The sequence below is a fragment of the Magnetococcales bacterium genome, from assembly GCA_015231755.1.
Lineage (GTDB): Bacteria > Pseudomonadota > Magnetococcia > Magnetococcales > Magnetaquicoccaceae > Magnetaquiglobus.
Map to the genome: position 1 here is coordinate 150336 of JADGAZ010000008.1, position 16266 is coordinate 166601.

A 16266-nucleotide genomic window follows, 5' to 3' on the forward strand; every position below is an offset into this window, starting at 1 on the left:
CTCCTGACTCCTGAAGGGATATTCTCCCCCATGCACCCCAATGATCTGGGCCGTCTGATCGGCCAATGGTTTCAAAAACACAAAGATGAAAATCCCTTTGCCTTCGGCGAAATCCATCTCATCACCGAAGAAGAGGAAGCGGACATTCTGATCATCATCGGCAAGCCCATCGAGGATTGTCCCAACGCCGCAACCCATGCCAAACAGTGGGAAGGCACCCTCTACGACGCCCCCGTGACCTGGATCTGGCAACAGTTGGCGGACGAAAACGCGGATGAGTGGCTGCGGGTGATCTACGAGCGGGAAGCCCGTTCCATGAAAGGACAAATGCTCACCGCCCTGCTGGACCTGTTCCGCCTGATCGAAGAAAACGGCTATGCCATCGACTGGGAACCCGAAAACGAAAAGGAACCCTGGCGGGTCCGCCTGCACATCAACGCCCTGGAGGAAAAAAGCACCGAAGAGACCCAACGCTGGCAAACGCTGTTGGCCAAACATCGGGGTGGGGGATGAGTGAAAGATTGCCGGGTTGAACGGCATAGGTCCGGCATTCAGGTGTCGTTTCTGGCCAGGGTCATCATCCTGTTGAAAAAAAGATGCACGTCTGCGTGAATCTCGTCCGCCTGCATGGCCAGGGCGATCTCTTCGCGCAAAAACAACACGGATGGCTCCTCGTGTCTCAGTTGGTGAAACAGGGAGTCATCGTTTTCAAACAGGATGCGCTTGCCATCCACGACCTTGAACCACTCTGCCTTGATCTCCCGCCAGGTCTGGTTGGGTGGCAGGTGCAGATTCTGTTCTGCAAAAAAAGAGTCGATTCTGGATACGAGGGGAACCGCGCGCAGCGAACCCATTCTCTGTTGAGCAAACCGTTTCCAGGCCTCGGGGACCAGCAGATAATTCTCGATGTTCTTGCGTTTCCATTCCATCAAAACGGGATTATTCGCTTTCGGATGAAAGGCGCTGCGTGCGTCGTCGTAGTCGAAAAGCACCAATCTGGAGACTTGCGGGATGACCTGACACAAGGTTTTAAAGTGTTTGTCCGCGCTATCGCGCATCTCCTTCTTGCTGCCACCCCCCATCTTCTTGAAATAAACAGACTGCATCACCTCCTGGGCGTCACAGCGCGCGGCCCAATTGCGCAAAATACGCTCATCGCTGTCCCCTTCCACATACAGAATGAAGGGTGACTGCGTCAGTCGATCGATTTCCACATTGGACACCTCCGCCAAGGCGCGCACCACCTGGGGTACGGAGTCGATGCGCGCGGGGGTCTGTTTCAGCAACGACAGGATCTGTCCGGCATCCACACCCGAGACAAACTCCTGGGCATGGGTGGCGATCAAAAATTGCATGCCGGTATCGCCGGATTTCCTTTTAAAAAAATCCAGCAGCTCCCGTTGCAGACTGGCATGCAGATGGGCATCCGGCTCATCGATCAACAGGGTGGTCGGTTTGTAACCATACAAGAACGCCAACAGGGTCAGCGTCTGATGAAAACCGCTGCCACCGGAGATGACATCGTAGAGCCTGCCGTTTTGTCGATACTCGACCCGAATGTACACATCCTGGGCCGGGTCGTATTCCGGGGGCAGTATGTCAACCGAAAACCACAAGCGGACCATGGCGGCCAACTCCTGCCAATCCGCCGGGGGAGCGCGACGTTTTCCGGATTTTTCTTTCTCCCCGGGAGTGGGGGGAGGACACACGCTCAACAACAGATTGCGCAACACACTTCCCGGCTGCCCCTTGCCCACCTGCTGACGGATGGGAGAGCTGTCCAGACGTTTTTCGACAGGCTCCAGCCCGGAGAATGGCGGGATATAGGCGATTCTTGGCATGCCGTTGCCGTCGGCCCGACGAAACCGATCCCACCCTTCCGAAGGGATGGCATAAATGGTCTGTGGCGAGTGATAACGCAAGTCCACGCCAAACTGCCGCTCTTCGCCGTTTTGATGTCGCCACTCCACGATGATCTGAATCAGGATATATTTCAGCTTTTTTTGTCCATCACTCCCGATGAACGCGGCCCGATCGGTCTTGTCTTTCCACAACAGACTGAATTCCGGCACCGGCAAGGCCGTGAAGTTGGGCAAGACCACCTGAATGCCCTTGTTGCCTCTGGATTGATGAAACAGATCCACGCAATACTGCCAAATGGCCAACGCCTGCAACACCGTGCTTTTGCCACTGTTGTTGCGCCCCACCAGCAGATCGAACGGCCCGAACCGGTACACCTGTTCATCGACGCTCTTGAAGTGTTTCAAGATCAAACGGGTGATCTGGATGAACTCCCCCATCCCCTACTCCTCCCGCCCTTCCACCGCTAACGCCGCCCGCACCGCCTCCACCACCTCTCCCAGTCGCTCGGGGGTCATACGGGTGAAAAAGGCGCCCCCGGGGGCGATGCGCAGGTTGGGCCCCTCGTTGCAACGCCCGAAACACAGCAACGGCTTGACCGGAACCGACAGCCCCTGGGCCGCAAACTCCTGTTCCAGCAACCGGATCAATTCCAGGCTGCCACCTTGGACACAGGATGAAGCCTGACCCATCCGCTCCTTGACACACACAATAACGCTCGTTTTCATGATGGTTCTGGCCCTGGAGGCTGTTTGATGATTCCATGCCGCATGAAAATCCGGGCAACCTGGACAATCCGGCTCCTGTCGTCATCTGTTGTCAGCGGCATTTTTCCGCAACGGTTTCGGCCCGGAAAATCCATAAGATATTCATCGTCTGATGATCACTTTGACAGAAATGTTAAGGTTGCGCTATGGTGCATATCTTGAGATCCTGGCTGGCCCCCGTTCAATCCCCACGCCCCCGCTTGATAAGGATAGCCTGGAGTATTCCATGAACCCTCTCGTATCGACGCCGGATGACAAGAGCCTCAACGCCAACCGACTCTCCAGCATCCTGATCAAGACCTGTCTGGTATTGGCACTGGTACTGATATCCTTCAAGAATTTCCTGCTGTTTCATATTCTGGCGGAATTCTTCAGCATCATCATCGCGTTCACTTTCTTTATTATTGCCTGGAACGGACGGCGTTTCTTCGACAATCACTATCTGTTGTTCCTGGGTATTGCCTTTCTGTTCATCGGGTTTCTCGACCTGATCCATACCCTGGGCTACAAGGGCATGGGAATCTTTGATCGTCGGGACGCCAATCTGGCGACCCAATTGTGGATCGGGGCACGTTATCTGGAGGCGCTGTCATTCCTCGCCGCCTTTTTCTTCATACGACGCAAGCTGTCGGTGAATGGATTGCTGCTCCTGTATACCGTGGTCACCGGACTGATTCTGTTGTCCATCTTCAAATGGGGTCTTTTTCCCGACTGCTGGGTGGATGGCCAGGGACTGACACCTTTCAAGAAAAACAGCGAATACGTCATTTGTATCATTCTGCTTTACGACATGATCCTGCTGCATCGCCAGAAGAAACAGTTCGCCACGGATATTCTGATTCTGCTGCGTTGGGCGATGATCACCACGGTGGGTGCGGAACTGACCTTCACCTTCTATGTGGATACCTACGGATTTTCCAATCTGATTGGGCACCTGCTCAAAATTACCACGTTTTATTGTCTCTACAAGGCGGTGGCGGAAACCACCCTGGAAACCCCCATCAAGACTCTTTACTACAACATCACCAGCACCCGGGACGCCTTGGCAGCCGCCAATCAGGAACTGTCCGCCCGTCAGATGCAGTTGGAAATGGCTCAGGAGATTGCCCAGTTGGGTCACTGGCACTGGGAGATTGCCAGTGATCGGCTTGTCTGGTCCAAAGAGATCTATCGCATCTTTGGTCTGGATCCCAAAAAAGATACCCCCTCCTACGACATTTTTCTGCGCTCCATTCCCGAATCGGAACGCCAACAGGTCTCCCGGGCGATCGATCAGGCACTGTCGCAACCCGGAACCTCCTATCAGACCGAACACCGGGTACTCCGATCCGACGGCACCTTGTGCCATGTGCTGGAACGGGGCGAAGTGATCCGAGACGAGCATGGCCAAGCCGTATCCATGCTCGGAACCGTTCTGGATCTGACCAAGCGGCATCAGGTCGAAGCGCGAATCCGTATCCTGTCCCAGGCGGTGGAGCAAAGTCCCTCCTCCGTTGTCATTACCGATCGGGAGGGAATCATCCAATACGTCAACCACAGCTTTATCACATCAAGCGGCTATTCCCGCGAGGAACTCCTGGGCCATGACCCCAGTCTGCTCAGGTCCGGAATCACGTCGCCGGAGGTTTATCAAAATTTGTGGCAAACCATCACCAGTGGACGGGTGTGGCGGGGTGACCTGTGCAACCGACACAAGAATGGTGAATTGTATTGGGAACTGGCCAACATTTCCCCCATTCGTGATCAAAACGGCAACATCTCCCATTTTCTCGGCATCAAGGACGACATCACCGATAAAAAACGGCTGGAGTTGGAAAAACAACAAGCCCTGGATCGGGCCGAACAGGCCAACCGGGCCAAAACCGAATTTCTGGCCACCATGAGCCACGAAATCCGTACACCGATGAACGGCGTGCTGGGAATGGCGGATTTGATTCTGTCCACCCCCTTGACCCATCAGCAACGTCATTATGTCGAAACCATTCATCGTTCCGGACGGACTTTGTTGTGTATCATCAACGATATTCTGGATTTTTCCAAAATCCAGGCCGGCCAGTTGGTCATGGATATCATCCGCTTCGATCTGGATGAGATCATTCAGGATCTCAACGGCCTTCTGGCTGACAAGGCAACTTCCAAAGGATTGACCTTTCACATCAAGCTGGCGGACGGGGTGCCGCTCCACCTGTTGGGGGATCCGTATCGTCTCAATCAAATTCTGTTCAATCTGGTTGGCAACGCGATCAAATTCACGACCAAAGGATCGGTCCAGGTATGGGTCGAAGTCGCGGAAAAACGAGAAGCGGATGTCCAACTGCGTTTCCAGGTGATGGATACCGGTATCGGTATCGCTCCCGAATTCCACAATCGACTGTTCCAGGCCTTTTCTCAGGAAGACCCATCGATTACGCGAAGATTTGGCGGAACCGGGCTGGGATTGGCCATCACCCAACGTCTGGTGAGCCTGATGAACGGGAAGTTGCAGTTCTCAAGCCTTCCGGAACAAGGATCGACCTTCTGGTTCACCATTCGGTTTGGCTTGCAGCAGCCCGGTGATCGACAGAAAATCGCAAGCTGGCATGCCCAACAACGCCCCATCACACCGGATCATTTTCGTTTCACAGGCCGGATTCTGTTGGTGGAGGACAATCTGGTCAACCAGGAGGTGACGGTGGCGACCCTGGAGTTGTTCGGCTGTCAGGTGACGATCGCCAACAACGGCCAACAGGCCATCGCTACGGTCCATGAAGCGGTCACGCCATTTGATCTCATCTTCATGGACTGCGAAATGCCCATCCTGGACGGATTTGAAACCACCCGACATCTGCGGCAATGGGAACAAGAGACGGACCGGTCCCGCACTCCCATTGTCGCGCTCACCGCCCATGTCCTGCAAGAGAGTCGGCAACAGTGCCATGAGGCCGGCATGGATGACTATCTGAGAAAACCTTTCAGCCAGGCGGATCTGGGGGGCATACTGAATCGTTGGTTGCCTCAACCGCCAGCAGAGACGACCAACAAGAAATCCGATAAACCGGCCTCCTCTGTCCCCGATCCGACTGCTTCCGCCCCGCAGTCGATATCGATGCCAGCATCATCCCTTCCGAAACGCTTCCGGGAGGAAGACACGGCACGGGTTTCCATTCCCGTGCTGGATCCAACCGCTCTGGACCTCATCCAAACCTTGACCCGAAAACGGGGGAACGGTCTTCTGGGCAAAATGGTGGACCACTATCTGATACGCACACCGGAATTGTTGGCGGAACTGGAAGAGGCCCTGAAACAAAACGATGCCAAAAGAATCCGGTTTGCCGCCCATTCCCTGAAATCCACCAGTCTCACCATTGGAGCGACCCACATGGTTGAACTGGGACGCATCATGGAGGCCAATCACACGGATTTCACCGTGGTGCGCCAGTCCTGTCAGTTGTGCGGCACGGCTTTTGTCCAGGTCAGGCAGGCCTTGAACGACTTGTTGACTTCCCAGGCATTGGAAGAAACATGACTTGGACAACCTCAAAAGGCTGGAGGAATCTCGGCTGTCAATTTGTTTTCGTATAATTTATGCATGATCTTGCTGACGCTGACAGGCTTGATGATATAATCCGAACAATATCCTTGAAAAAAAGCCTTGCAAACGTTGTCATGGGAATCCACTGCCGTGACCATGAAGACAAACACATCGTTACCCTGTTTCTTGTGCATGTGTTCAAAAGCGCGTATTTGCTGCAACGCCTGATGTCCATCCATGATCGGCATCATGATGTCCATGAAGATCACATGATACGGTTGATCACGTTCGTGAGCCGCCCGGAAGGCATTGACCGCCTCTTCACCGTTGCAGGCAATATGACAGATTCCAAGGTCTGAAACGATCTCCTGGATGAGCAGGCGACTGTTGAAATCATCATCCACAATCAGCATGCGCAACGGTTGAACAGGATCCCGGGTCAAGACCTCTTTTCTGACATAACCATCCACGGCAGCGTTCTGAGCGCCAAAGAACGTGATCTGTTCTTGGTCATTGGCGTGAATTCGGTTGTCAGTCACATGAAACCCCGCGCTGATCCCCAGTTTCAAACCATGGATCAGCACCGCCAGATCTTCAATTTCCTGCTGGCAGGATTCGTTGTTGATCGCGCTCCGATACATCAGACCAAGAGTCATCAGGATGGACTCGCGGATCAAATCGTTGACCTTCCTTTTGCCGGTATTGATCATCAAGAGGATCTGTTTCAGGTCTTCACAGATCTCATTGAAATCGGAGTTCCTCAGGTTCTCAAAGATCGATTTCAACTCCGACAATCCGGCTATGAACATTTCCAAAAGCTGTCGGGTCGGGGGATCGAACAGTCGGTCACGAATGCGGAAGATCTGATCATTCAGATTATTGCAAAGATTCAGACTGACCTCACATCGATTCATCTGCGGCTCCATTTTATAGTCTATACGGCGCAGGCTTGTTGCCGCGCCTTCCTCCTTCAAGGAAAGTGCCGCACAAACCGCCATTATTTGCCAAAATTGCCGAATTGGCACAATAACACACCAACAAGAAAAAATCAAAGCACAACATAGAGATATCCCGAGTCCCCACAATTTTGATTAATTTCAGATAATAAACAGGATGAGGACGACCCACGATTTTCCAGATGACGGGGCTGGGCCGCATCGTGTATTCTCCATAAAAAGTCCAACTGGCGCCATACGTTATTGTTAACAAACGACCATACGGGAATCTCCATGCGCCACTCTCCTGAATCCCGAGGCTTCACCCTGGTGGAACTGCTGATCGTCGTGGCGATCATCGCCGTGTTGAGCGCCGTGGCCCTGCCCAATTATCAAGACTCGGTACGCAAGTCGCGCCGCGCCGACGCCCAGCAACTGATGACCGCCATCGCCAACCGCGAAGAGGTCTATCTGCTGGATGCCATGAGCTATTCCAACTCCTTCACCACCCTGAATTTCACCCTCAACGGCTGGACCTGCGCCAACACCACCTGTACCAACGCCTATTACACGGTCATCGTCACCCCCGGAACCGGTGCGCCGCCGTCGTTCACCATCACCGCCACCCCTGTCGCCGCATCCACCCAAGCCAGCGATGGCATTCTCACCCTGACCAATACCGGCACCAAAACCCGCAACGGCGTGTCGGGCTGGTAAGGAGCCACCACCATGGGCCGGATCGATACATCAAACAGAAACAAAGGCTTCACCCTGGTGGAAACGCTCATCACCCTGAGCATTGTCGCCATTCTCATGACCCTCGGCCTGCCCTACATGAAAAACGCGGTCTTGACCCAACAGGTCAAAAACGCGGTCTCCGACCTGCATTTCAGTCTGGTCCACGCCCGCAGCGAGGCGATCAAACGCAACGCCAATGTCACCATCACCCCAACCGGCACCTGGAACGGTGGCTGGAGCGTGCTGTCCGGAACCACCGTGCTTAAAAACCAGGACGGCTATCCGGATCTCACCATCACCGGACCCGCCGGCAGCGTCACCTACCAACGCAATGGACGGCCCGCAGCCGCCATGACCGACTTCAATGTCTCGGTCAGCGGCAATACCGCCGTCACGATGCGCTGCGTCAGCATCGGCGCCAACGGCGTGCCTCACACCACCATCGACAGCGACTCCAACCCGGCCAATGGCTGCACGCTGTGACCGCTCCCATACCCGTGAAAAGGCCCAATCGATCCATCTAAAAAATGGTGCATATTTTTCTTGATGGATAACCCCTGCCGATGTATGCTCAAATCCCAACACGATCCAAACGGTTTGCGCGTCCATCTCCCTCGACCCAGACGAAACGGGCGACACCGATGATGACCCGATCTGATGTCCGCTGTGGTGGTTTTTCGCTGTTGGAGATTCTGATCACCCTACTGATCGTCTCCGTGGGACTGCTTGGGCTGGCCTCATTGCTCTCCCGGATGCACGTCGCGGAACTGGAGGCGTATCAACGCACCCAGGCGTTGATCATGCTCTCCGACATCAGCGAGCGGCTCACGGTGCATCGGGGCACCCTTTCTTGTTTCGCCTACACCACCAACACCACCAATGGCACCCCCTTCATCGGCACCCCGGGAAGCGGATGGATGTTGCCCACCGGTTGCGCCGTCAGCACTGCGCTGCTCAATACCCGGACCGACGAGGCCTTGAGCCAACTCAACGACCAACTCCAGGGACTGGCGGAAGTCAAAACCGGTTCCGCCAGCGGATCCGGGGCCATGATCGGGGCCAGAGCCTGCATCCACTACAACAGCGCCGATCTGCTGGCCGACAGCACCGGCGCACCCATTGCCGGAACCGGAACCTATACCATCACCGTGGTCTGGCAGGGACTCGCCCCCACCGTGGCCCCACCGGCGACCCATGCCTGCGCCAACGGCCTGTACGGCTCCGAAACCTTGAGACGGGCGGTCTCCACCTCGATCCGCTTTGCCAATCTCACCGCCGCCCAACTGGAACAGGAGTCACCCGCATGGATGTGATCTCCCCAGGCCAACACCGTCGTCAGGCGGGACTCTCCCTCATCGAAGTGATGATCGCCATGAGCATCGGTCTGGTAGTGCTGCTTGCGGTCATTTCCATGCTTTCCACCTCCAACCGCTCCCGCCAGGAGCTTGATCAGTCGGCCCAACTCATCGAAAACGGACAATATGCCATTCAAGTCTTGTACGAAGATCTGCGCCACGCGGGATTTTTTGGTCACTACCATGCCGGTGGCCTGACCACTCCCGCCAGCCTGCCGGATCCGTGCGAAACCGATGACGCCAATGCCCTGCTCACCGCCCTGGCCCTGCCGCTGCAAGGCTACTCATCCACCGGGATCACGAACCGGGCCGATGTTTCCGCAACCTCCTGCGCCGCCACCGTGTTAAGCCCCGACAACCTCAAACCCGGCTCCGATCTGCTGGTGATCCGCCGGGCCGATACCGCCATCCTTGCCGGAGTGCCGACCAGCGGTGAGGTCTACCTCCAGGCCAACGTCACCACAGCCGCGATCCAATTCGGCTCCGCCACGGCCAATGTCCCCACCACCACCGCGGATGGAGGGAGTGTCACCCTCACCCAACGCAACGGGGCCACCGTCTCCCCGGCCAACACCCGCAGGCTGCATGTCCGGGTCTATTTTGTCGCTCCCTGCTCCAAGGGAAGCGGCGCTTCCGGAATCTGCGCAGCCGGAGACGATACCATTCCCACCTTGAAACGCCTGGATCTGGAAGCCTCCGGCGGGGTGCGGGCCATGGCCATCACCCCGCTGGCCGAAGGCGTCGAAATCCTGAAGGTGCGTTACGGCCTCGACACCACCCCCTCCACAACCGATCCGGCCACCGGACTGATCGGCGACGGCATCCCGGATACCTGGAGCACCGCCCCCACCCTCGCCCAGTGGAGTTCCGTGGTTTCGGTGCAGGTTCATGTGCTGACCCGGGCTCCGAACACCTCGACGGGCCAGATCGACAATAAAAGCTATCAGGTCGGTCCCCTCACCGTGGCGGCCTCGGGGGATGGCTATCGACGCCATCTGTTTTCGACCGAAGTGCGACCAACCAATCTGGCCGGACCCAGGAGCATGCAATGAACACCTCCAACCGGGGCGCCGTGACGATGCTGGCCAGCCTGTTCATTCTGATCATCCTGACCCTGATGGTGGTTTCCTCGGCCAACATCAGCACCGTCAACTTTCGTATCGTCGCCAATCTGCAAAGCATCAAGACCATGGACGCGGCCACGCAACAGGCTTTGGAAAGCGTCATCTCCCAGTCGGCCCATTTCAACGGCTCCTCCACCATCTACCCGTTCACCGTGGGATCGGATTCGGGCAGCGTGACGGCTCCGGTCTGCATCTACTCCCAAATCGCCTCGGGCAGCAGCGCAACCTGGAACATGGCCCCCCGGGACAACACCTGGGAGCTGACCGCCACCATCACCAATACCACCACCGGAGCCGTTTCCACCATGCATCAGGGGGTGAAAATCCGCCAACTGGCCGGGATCTGTTGCCCGGATTGCTGAACCAAACCAAAGGAGCGACTCCCATGAACCTTCTGGCCACCCTGATCCTGCTCTTCACACTCCTGGCCACGCCATTCGGCACCGTCTGGGCCGGTTTCGATCCGGTCAACGACGATACGGACCTGTTCCTGAGCAATCCCAATGTGGCCTCGGATCGACCCAATGTCTTGATCATTCTGGACAATACGGCCAACTGGAACCAGCCTTTCGTCAACGAAAAATCGGCGCTGGTCTCGGTGGTGGCCAACTTAAGCGAACTGTACAATGTCGGCCTGATGATGTTCCCGGAAACCGGCAATCCCAACGACAACGTGGATGGGGGTTATGTCCGTTTCGCGGTACGTCAGATGACTGCGACCAACAAATCGGTCCTGGCCAACATGGTCAACAATCTGCACATCCTCAACGACAAGGGCAACAACGCCACCACCGGACTGGCCCTCTACGAGGCCTATCTTTATTATTCCGGTTCTGCCTCCCGGGCCGGTTTCGGCAAGATCAAAACCGACTTCGCCGACAATACCGCCAACAATCCGGCTTCAGCCTTTGGTCTGGGCCAGCACGCCCTGCCCGCCGCCCCCACAGCCGCCTCGCTCTACAACGCCCCGATCGCCAATGGTTGCCAGAAGAATTTCATCATCTACATCAGCAACGGACCGGCCAACGAAAACGCCAGCGCCAAACGGGTTTCCGAAGACAAACTGGCCGAACTCACCCATCGCACGCCCCCGGCGGTGATCTCCATCTCCCCCACCGGCCAACAAGGCAACTGGGCCGACGAATGGGCCAGCTATCTCGCCAACAGCGATGTCAACAGCCAGATCGAACATACCCAATCGGTTTACACCTATGTGGTGGAAGTGGACCCCATCGCCACCGGCCAGGGACCGGACATGACCGCGCTGCTCAAAAGCATGGCCAATAAGGGACAGGGTCGCTATTTCGCGGTATCGAGCGGCAATGCGGGTCAGGCGATCATCAACGCCATGAACGAGATTTTTCAAGAAATCCAATCCGTCAACAGCGTCTTCGCCGCCACCACCCTGCCGGTGAGCGTCAATGTGCGCGGCACCAATCTGAATCAGGTCTATGTGGGCATGTTCCGGCCCGACGCCAACAAACTGCCCCGCTGGTATGGCAATCTGAAGTGTTATCAACTCGGTTACGAAGAGGCCACCGATGACCTGTTCCTGGCGGATCGCAACGGGGTCAAGGCGGAAAACACCACCACCGGTTTCCTCACCCCGGATGCGGCCAGCTTCTGGACCGAAAACTCCAACTTCTGGACCTTCCGGGACAGCGCGGTCAACGGGGCCGGCGGTTCCTCCGATCTGCCGGACGGCGATCTGGTGGAAAAAGGAGGCGTCGCCCAGACCCTGCGCATCGATCTGGCCTCCTCCCAGGCGGCCCGCAACCTGTTGACCTGTACCCGAACCTGCGCACCGGGTGACAACCTCTCCTTGTACCCCTTCCACTCCAGCAACGCCAACATCACCTCGGCAGCGTTGATGCTGGATGTGCAAACGGTTTCGACCCTCACCGGCGAACAGAGCCGTCCCCTGGCGGCTCTCACCGATGTGCAGCCCGTCACCGCGCTTTCCACCGCTGCCGGATCGGTCGCGGTCACCAGTCTCACCAATGGCGCGGTCACCAAAAGCATCACCGCACTCACCACCACCAGAAGCCAAACCATCACCAATCTGACCAACTCACCGGTCACCCGGACCATCTCCTTGTTGAACCAACCCGTCAACAACGGCCCGGCTGAAGCCACCCTCAACAACCATGGTTACTCCACCGGCCAGACGGTCACCATTGCGGCCCCTTCCTGCAACGTCCGCTACTCCGGAACGTTTACCATCTCGGTGGTGGACAGCAACAAATTCCGCTACACCATCCCCAATGGCTCCACCACCCCCTGTACCGCGGCCACCGCCACCACCACCAGCTCCCTGGTCACCGCCACCATCGCCAACCACGGTTTTGTCACCGGCCAGAGTGTCACCATCAGCGGCGCCATTCCAACCGGATTCAATGGCAGCTATGCCATCACCGTCAACAGCGCCAACACCTTCAGTTTTTCCACCGTAGCCCCTCTGGGGGTACCCACCACCTTTGGCAGCGCCGCCGGACAAACATCCACCGCCACCGCCACGGTTGCCGCCCATGGCTACTCTCCCGGCAATCTGGTCACCATCTCCGGAGCCACGCCCACGGGTTACAACGGCAATGTCACCATCTTGACCACCCCCACCGCCAACACCTTCACCTACGCCGCCTCCCCCATGAGCAACGCCACCGGAACCCTCACGGTCACCAAAGGCAGTGCCACCGTCACCGCCATCACCCCGGCGGCGCATGGCTTCTCCACCGGAAACATCATCACCATTCTGGGCGCGACTCCCAGCGACTACAATGGCTCCCACGTGATCACCGTCACCTCGGCCACGGCCTTCACCTACACCACGCCCACCGTGCTTCCTCCCCAGACCGGCAGTGGCATCACCGCTTCCAATGGTGTTTCCACCACGGCCACGGCCCTGGTGCCCGCCCATGGCTTTGCCACCGGAGAGATGGTCACCATCTCCGGAGCCACACCCAACGACTACAATGGCTCTTTTGTCATCACGCGCATCGACGACAACACCTTCCGCTACACCCTCACCACCACCCCCACATCCGCCAGCGGCATCATCTCCGCCCGTCTGACCACACCCACCGCCCAGGCCACCCTTACCGGCCACGGCTTTGCCACCGGACAATCGATCACCATTCGGGGCGCATCCCCGGCCGTCTACAACGGCATTTTCGCCATCACGACAACCGATGCCAATCACTTCCGTTATGCCCTGCCGTCATCCCCCCTACAGGCAGCTACCCAAACCCCTGCCGCAATCGTGCCCTCCACCACGGCACAGGCTACCGCCGTCTCCCACGGCTTTGCCAATGGAGCATCGATCACCATTTCCGGGGCTTCGCCTGCGGCTTTCAACGGCACCTTTCCCATCACCCGAATCGACGATCAACATTTTTCCTATACCCTGCCTTCACCCCAGGGCGCCGCATCAGGCACCATCACGGCTGAAGAGTCCGGTGGCGCCAATACCACCACAGCCAGGGACAGCTTGATCCGTTGGGTCCGAGGCGAGGACAACTTTGAAGACGAGAATCAAAACACCAGCGCCTCCGATGTCCGCGCTTCGATTCACGCCGACGTGCTGCACTCCAAACCGGCGGTGATCAACTACAACCGACTGGGCACGGACAACGATGTGATGGTCTTCTACGGGGCCAACGATGGGGTGTTTCGTGCGGTCAAAGGGGGCTTTACCAGTGCAACCGGACAACCCGACGCGGGCCGCGAAATGTGGGGATTCATTCCCCCCGAGTTCTTCGACCGGCTCAAACGGTTGCGCAACAACGATCCGATTTTAAGCAGCGCCAACAAGAAACCCTATTTCGCCGACGGCACCATCGGCTCCTACATACTCGATGCCAACAAGGACGGCAAAATAGTCGCCGCTGATGGGGACAAGGTTTACCTCTTCCTCAGCATGCGCCGGGGGGGACGACTGCTGTATGCCCTGGATGTCACCACCCCCGAAACACCCAAACTGCTTTGGAAAAAAAGCCAAACCTCCCCCGGATTCCAGGAACTCGGCTACACCTGGTCCGAACCCAGAGTCATCCCCAAAATCAACGCCAACGGGGGCAAACCGGTCGTCATCTTCGGCGCGGGATACGATCCCATCGTGGAGGATGTCACACCGGAAAGCATTGTTACCGGAGTCAGCACCACCGAAGTGACCACCGGCAGCGCAGTCTATACCCGCAGCATGGGACGGGGGATCTTTGTGCTGGACGCGGCCACCGGTGAACCGCTTTGGCAGGCCGGACCTGGACGCAATCCGACCGATACCGGCACACACCCCTATTTAACCGTAAGCGGCATGCATTATGCCATTCCCAGCGACGTGGCGGTCATCACCCACAACGGCGGCACCATTCCGAATCGCGCCTATGTCGGTGATACCGGGGGCAATCTGTGGCGCATCAACCTCAACGAGGCCAATCCAGCCAATTGGACCGTAACCCGACTCGCCTCCATCGCCGACATGACCACGATTCCCGGAGGCTTGCGCCGGTTCCTCTATCCACCGGACGTGGTCTATTCCACCGGGTTCGACGCGGTGCTGATCGGCAGCGGCGATCGGGAACATCCCTTGGATGTCAGCGTGAACAACCGCATGTACATGTTCAAGGATACCGACATCGGTACCACTTCCACCGATGCGGACATCCGCGAAAATCAACTTTACGACGCCACCAGCAATTGCATCCAGAACGCCAGCGACTGTGCCCCAGGTCAAACCTCCACCTTGGCCCAATCCGCCCTCGACACGGCGCGTGGCTGGTATTTCAGACTTCTGGAAGGAGAAAAGGTGATCAGCAACGCCATCACCATCAACAACGTCACCTTTTTCAACACCCACCAACCCGCCTCGATGGCGACCAATGTCTCGTGTGTCAGCAACCTCGGCGTGGCCAGAGCCTATCAGGTGATCTTCACCAATGCCACAGCCGTATCCGATCGCAACAAGGACAACACCCTAAGCGCCTCGGATCGCTTTCAGATTCATCCCGGGGGTGGATTCCTCCCGCCGCCCACCCCGGTCGTGGTCCAGATCGATGGCAAAACCTTAACCGGCGTGGTCTCCGGTGTACGTGTGGATGAACCTCCAGGTGTGGCCTTCGGCACCCGTTATCGGCGTTTCTGGTTCAAAGAGATGGAATGATCCGCCAGACCCAATCCTTAAAAAATCAAAAACACGCACCGCTCCGGCCAACCATGTCGCCGGCGCGGTGATGCGTCATCCAGCGTTACCGCCAATCGTTGATTGAAGCCTTCCCCACCTTCCAAGCACACCCCTCTTTACCCTTTCTTTTCTGTTGATACAACAAACTCCCAGCCTCTGATAAAAAATTCAAAACAAAATGGCCCGAAGGAAACTCCCCCGGGCCATTTTGCTACTCACGATTCAACAACAACCGCTACCACTCGATCTTGTCGATGTTCTGGAATTGAATCACATCCCCCGTCGCGTTGAAAGTGATCGTTCCTGAGGCATTCTGCAAATGATCCAGCACCCCATGTTGATTCGGATCGGTGACGGTCACCATTTCATGTTCAACCTGGGCAGTCCAACCTCCATCATAGTGACCGGTCAGGTGCATGGACTGATCCGTCATGTCGATAATATCAGTCCATTTGCCTGCCTGCCCCCCATCAACAAACGCACTCTGTGAAGAACCGAAGATGAACAAATCATTACCGGCTTCACCATGTATCACATCCTCTCCACCTTCGCCACGGAAGGTATCATCCCCCTTTCCGCCCCACAGATGGTCATCCCCCTCGGTTCCAACAATCTGATCATTGCGATTCGTGCCATGAACCGTAATGCCATCTTGATGTACCGACGGCGGCTTGCACGTCACCGATGGCGGCTTCGTGTGTACCGACGGCGGCTTGCACGTTACCGACGGCGGCTTGCACGTTACCGACGGCGGCTTGCACGTTACCGACGGCGGCTTGCATGTTACCGACGGCGGC

General features: G+C 57.0%; 12 protein-coding genes. 8 read left to right on the forward strand and 4 right to left on the reverse strand.

From position 1 onward, the window contains the following. The first annotated feature begins 30 nt into the window (after positions 1-30). Positions 31-513 carry a hypothetical protein gene (locus tag HQL98_07450; GenBank protein MBF0271880.1) on the forward strand — a complete coding sequence of 161 codons (483 nt, stop codon included), beginning with the start codon at positions 31-33 and terminating at the stop codon, positions 511-513. Positions 514-551: 38 nt separating this feature from the next. On the opposite strand, the gene HQL98_07455 is transcribed toward HQL98_07450, so the two are convergent. Next, positions 552-2300 carry an AAA family ATPase gene (locus HQL98_07455; protein ID MBF0271881.1) on the reverse strand — a complete coding sequence of 583 codons (1749 nt, stop codon included), beginning with the start codon at positions 2298-2300 and terminating at the stop codon, positions 552-554. Positions 2301-2303: 3 nt separating this feature from the next. After that, positions 2304-2588 carry a (2Fe-2S) ferredoxin domain-containing protein gene (locus tag HQL98_07460; GenBank protein MBF0271882.1) on the reverse strand — a complete coding sequence of 95 codons (285 nt, stop codon included), beginning with the start codon at positions 2586-2588 and terminating at the stop codon, positions 2304-2306. Positions 2589-2853: 265 nt separating this feature from the next. Between HQL98_07460 and HQL98_07465 the strand changes: the two genes are divergently transcribed. Further along, positions 2854-6132 (forward strand): PAS domain S-box protein, encoded by a 3279-nt coding sequence (locus HQL98_07465; protein ID MBF0271883.1) that lies wholly within the window; start codon positions 2854-2856, stop codon positions 6130-6132. A gap of 11 nt (positions 6133-6143) precedes the next feature. On the opposite strand, the gene HQL98_07470 is transcribed toward HQL98_07465, so the two are convergent. Further along, complete coding sequence (locus HQL98_07470) at positions 6144-7163, reverse strand: response regulator (protein MBF0271884.1); 1020 nt, start codon at positions 7161-7163, stop codon at positions 6144-6146. Positions 7164-7367: 204 nt separating this feature from the next. Between HQL98_07470 and HQL98_07475 the strand changes: the two genes are divergently transcribed. The 6 genes from HQL98_07475 (at position 7368) to HQL98_07500 (ending at position 15448) form a co-directional block, all read left to right on the forward strand. After that, positions 7368-7790 carry a prepilin-type N-terminal cleavage/methylation domain-containing protein gene (locus tag HQL98_07475; GenBank protein MBF0271885.1) on the forward strand — a complete coding sequence of 141 codons (423 nt, stop codon included), beginning with the start codon at positions 7368-7370 and terminating at the stop codon, positions 7788-7790. A 12-nt stretch (positions 7791-7802) separates the two neighbouring features. Next, positions 7803-8294: a GspH/FimT family pseudopilin gene (locus HQL98_07480; protein ID MBF0271886.1), complete on the forward strand. Its 492-nt coding sequence runs from the start codon at positions 7803-7805 to the stop codon at positions 8292-8294. Positions 8295-8452: 158 nt separating this feature from the next. After that, positions 8453-9124: a type IV pilus modification protein PilV gene (pilV, locus tag HQL98_07485; protein MBF0271887.1), complete on the forward strand. Its 672-nt coding sequence runs from the start codon at positions 8453-8455 to the stop codon at positions 9122-9124. Next, positions 9115-10218, forward strand: coding sequence for a PilW family protein (locus HQL98_07490; GenBank protein ID MBF0271888.1), 1104 nt, complete (start codon positions 9115-9117; stop codon positions 10216-10218). The genes pilV and HQL98_07490 overlap by 10 nt, the downstream gene beginning before the upstream one ends. After that, a complete protein-coding gene (locus tag HQL98_07495; protein MBF0271889.1) occupies positions 10215-10652 on the forward strand; it encodes a hypothetical protein in 438 nt (145 codons plus the stop codon). Before HQL98_07490 ends, HQL98_07495 begins: the two co-directional genes overlap by 4 nt. Before the next feature lie 23 nt (positions 10653-10675). Further along, positions 10676-15448 carry a hypothetical protein gene (locus HQL98_07500; GenBank protein ID MBF0271890.1) on the forward strand — a complete coding sequence of 1591 codons (4773 nt, stop codon included), beginning with the start codon at positions 10676-10678 and terminating at the stop codon, positions 15446-15448. A 256-nt stretch (positions 15449-15704) separates the two neighbouring features. Here HQL98_07500 and HQL98_07505 read toward each other — a convergent pair whose 3' ends face one another. Then, on the reverse strand, positions 15705-16151 hold the full coding sequence (locus HQL98_07505) for a hypothetical protein (GenBank protein MBF0271891.1): 447 nt from the start codon (positions 16149-16151) through the stop codon (positions 15705-15707). Between the last annotated feature and the right edge of the window lie 115 nt (positions 16152-16266).

Coding starts and splice junctions, on each gene's coding strand:
- HQL98_07450 (MBF0271880.1), top strand. CDS start 31: ATGCACCCCAATGATCTGGGCCGTCTGATCGGCCAATGGTTTCAAAAA.
- HQL98_07455 (MBF0271881.1), bottom strand. CDS start 2,300: ATGGGGGAGTTCATCCAGATCACCCGTTTGATCTTGAAACACTTCAAG.
- HQL98_07460 (MBF0271882.1), bottom strand. CDS start 2,588: ATGAAAACGAGCGTTATTGTGTGTGTCAAGGAGCGGATGGGTCAGGCT.
- HQL98_07465 (MBF0271883.1), top strand. CDS start 2,854: ATGAACCCTCTCGTATCGACGCCGGATGACAAGAGCCTCAACGCCAAC.
- HQL98_07475 (MBF0271885.1), top strand. CDS start 7,368: ATGCGCCACTCTCCTGAATCCCGAGGCTTCACCCTGGTGGAACTGCTG.
- HQL98_07480 (MBF0271886.1), top strand. CDS start 7,803: ATGGGCCGGATCGATACATCAAACAGAAACAAAGGCTTCACCCTGGTG.
- pilV (MBF0271887.1), top strand. CDS start 8,453: ATGATGACCCGATCTGATGTCCGCTGTGGTGGTTTTTCGCTGTTGGAG.
- HQL98_07490 (MBF0271888.1), top strand. CDS start 9,115: ATGGATGTGATCTCCCCAGGCCAACACCGTCGTCAGGCGGGACTCTCC.
- HQL98_07495 (MBF0271889.1), top strand. CDS start 10,215: ATGAACACCTCCAACCGGGGCGCCGTGACGATGCTGGCCAGCCTGTTC.
- HQL98_07500 (MBF0271890.1), top strand. CDS start 10,676: ATGAACCTTCTGGCCACCCTGATCCTGCTCTTCACACTCCTGGCCACG.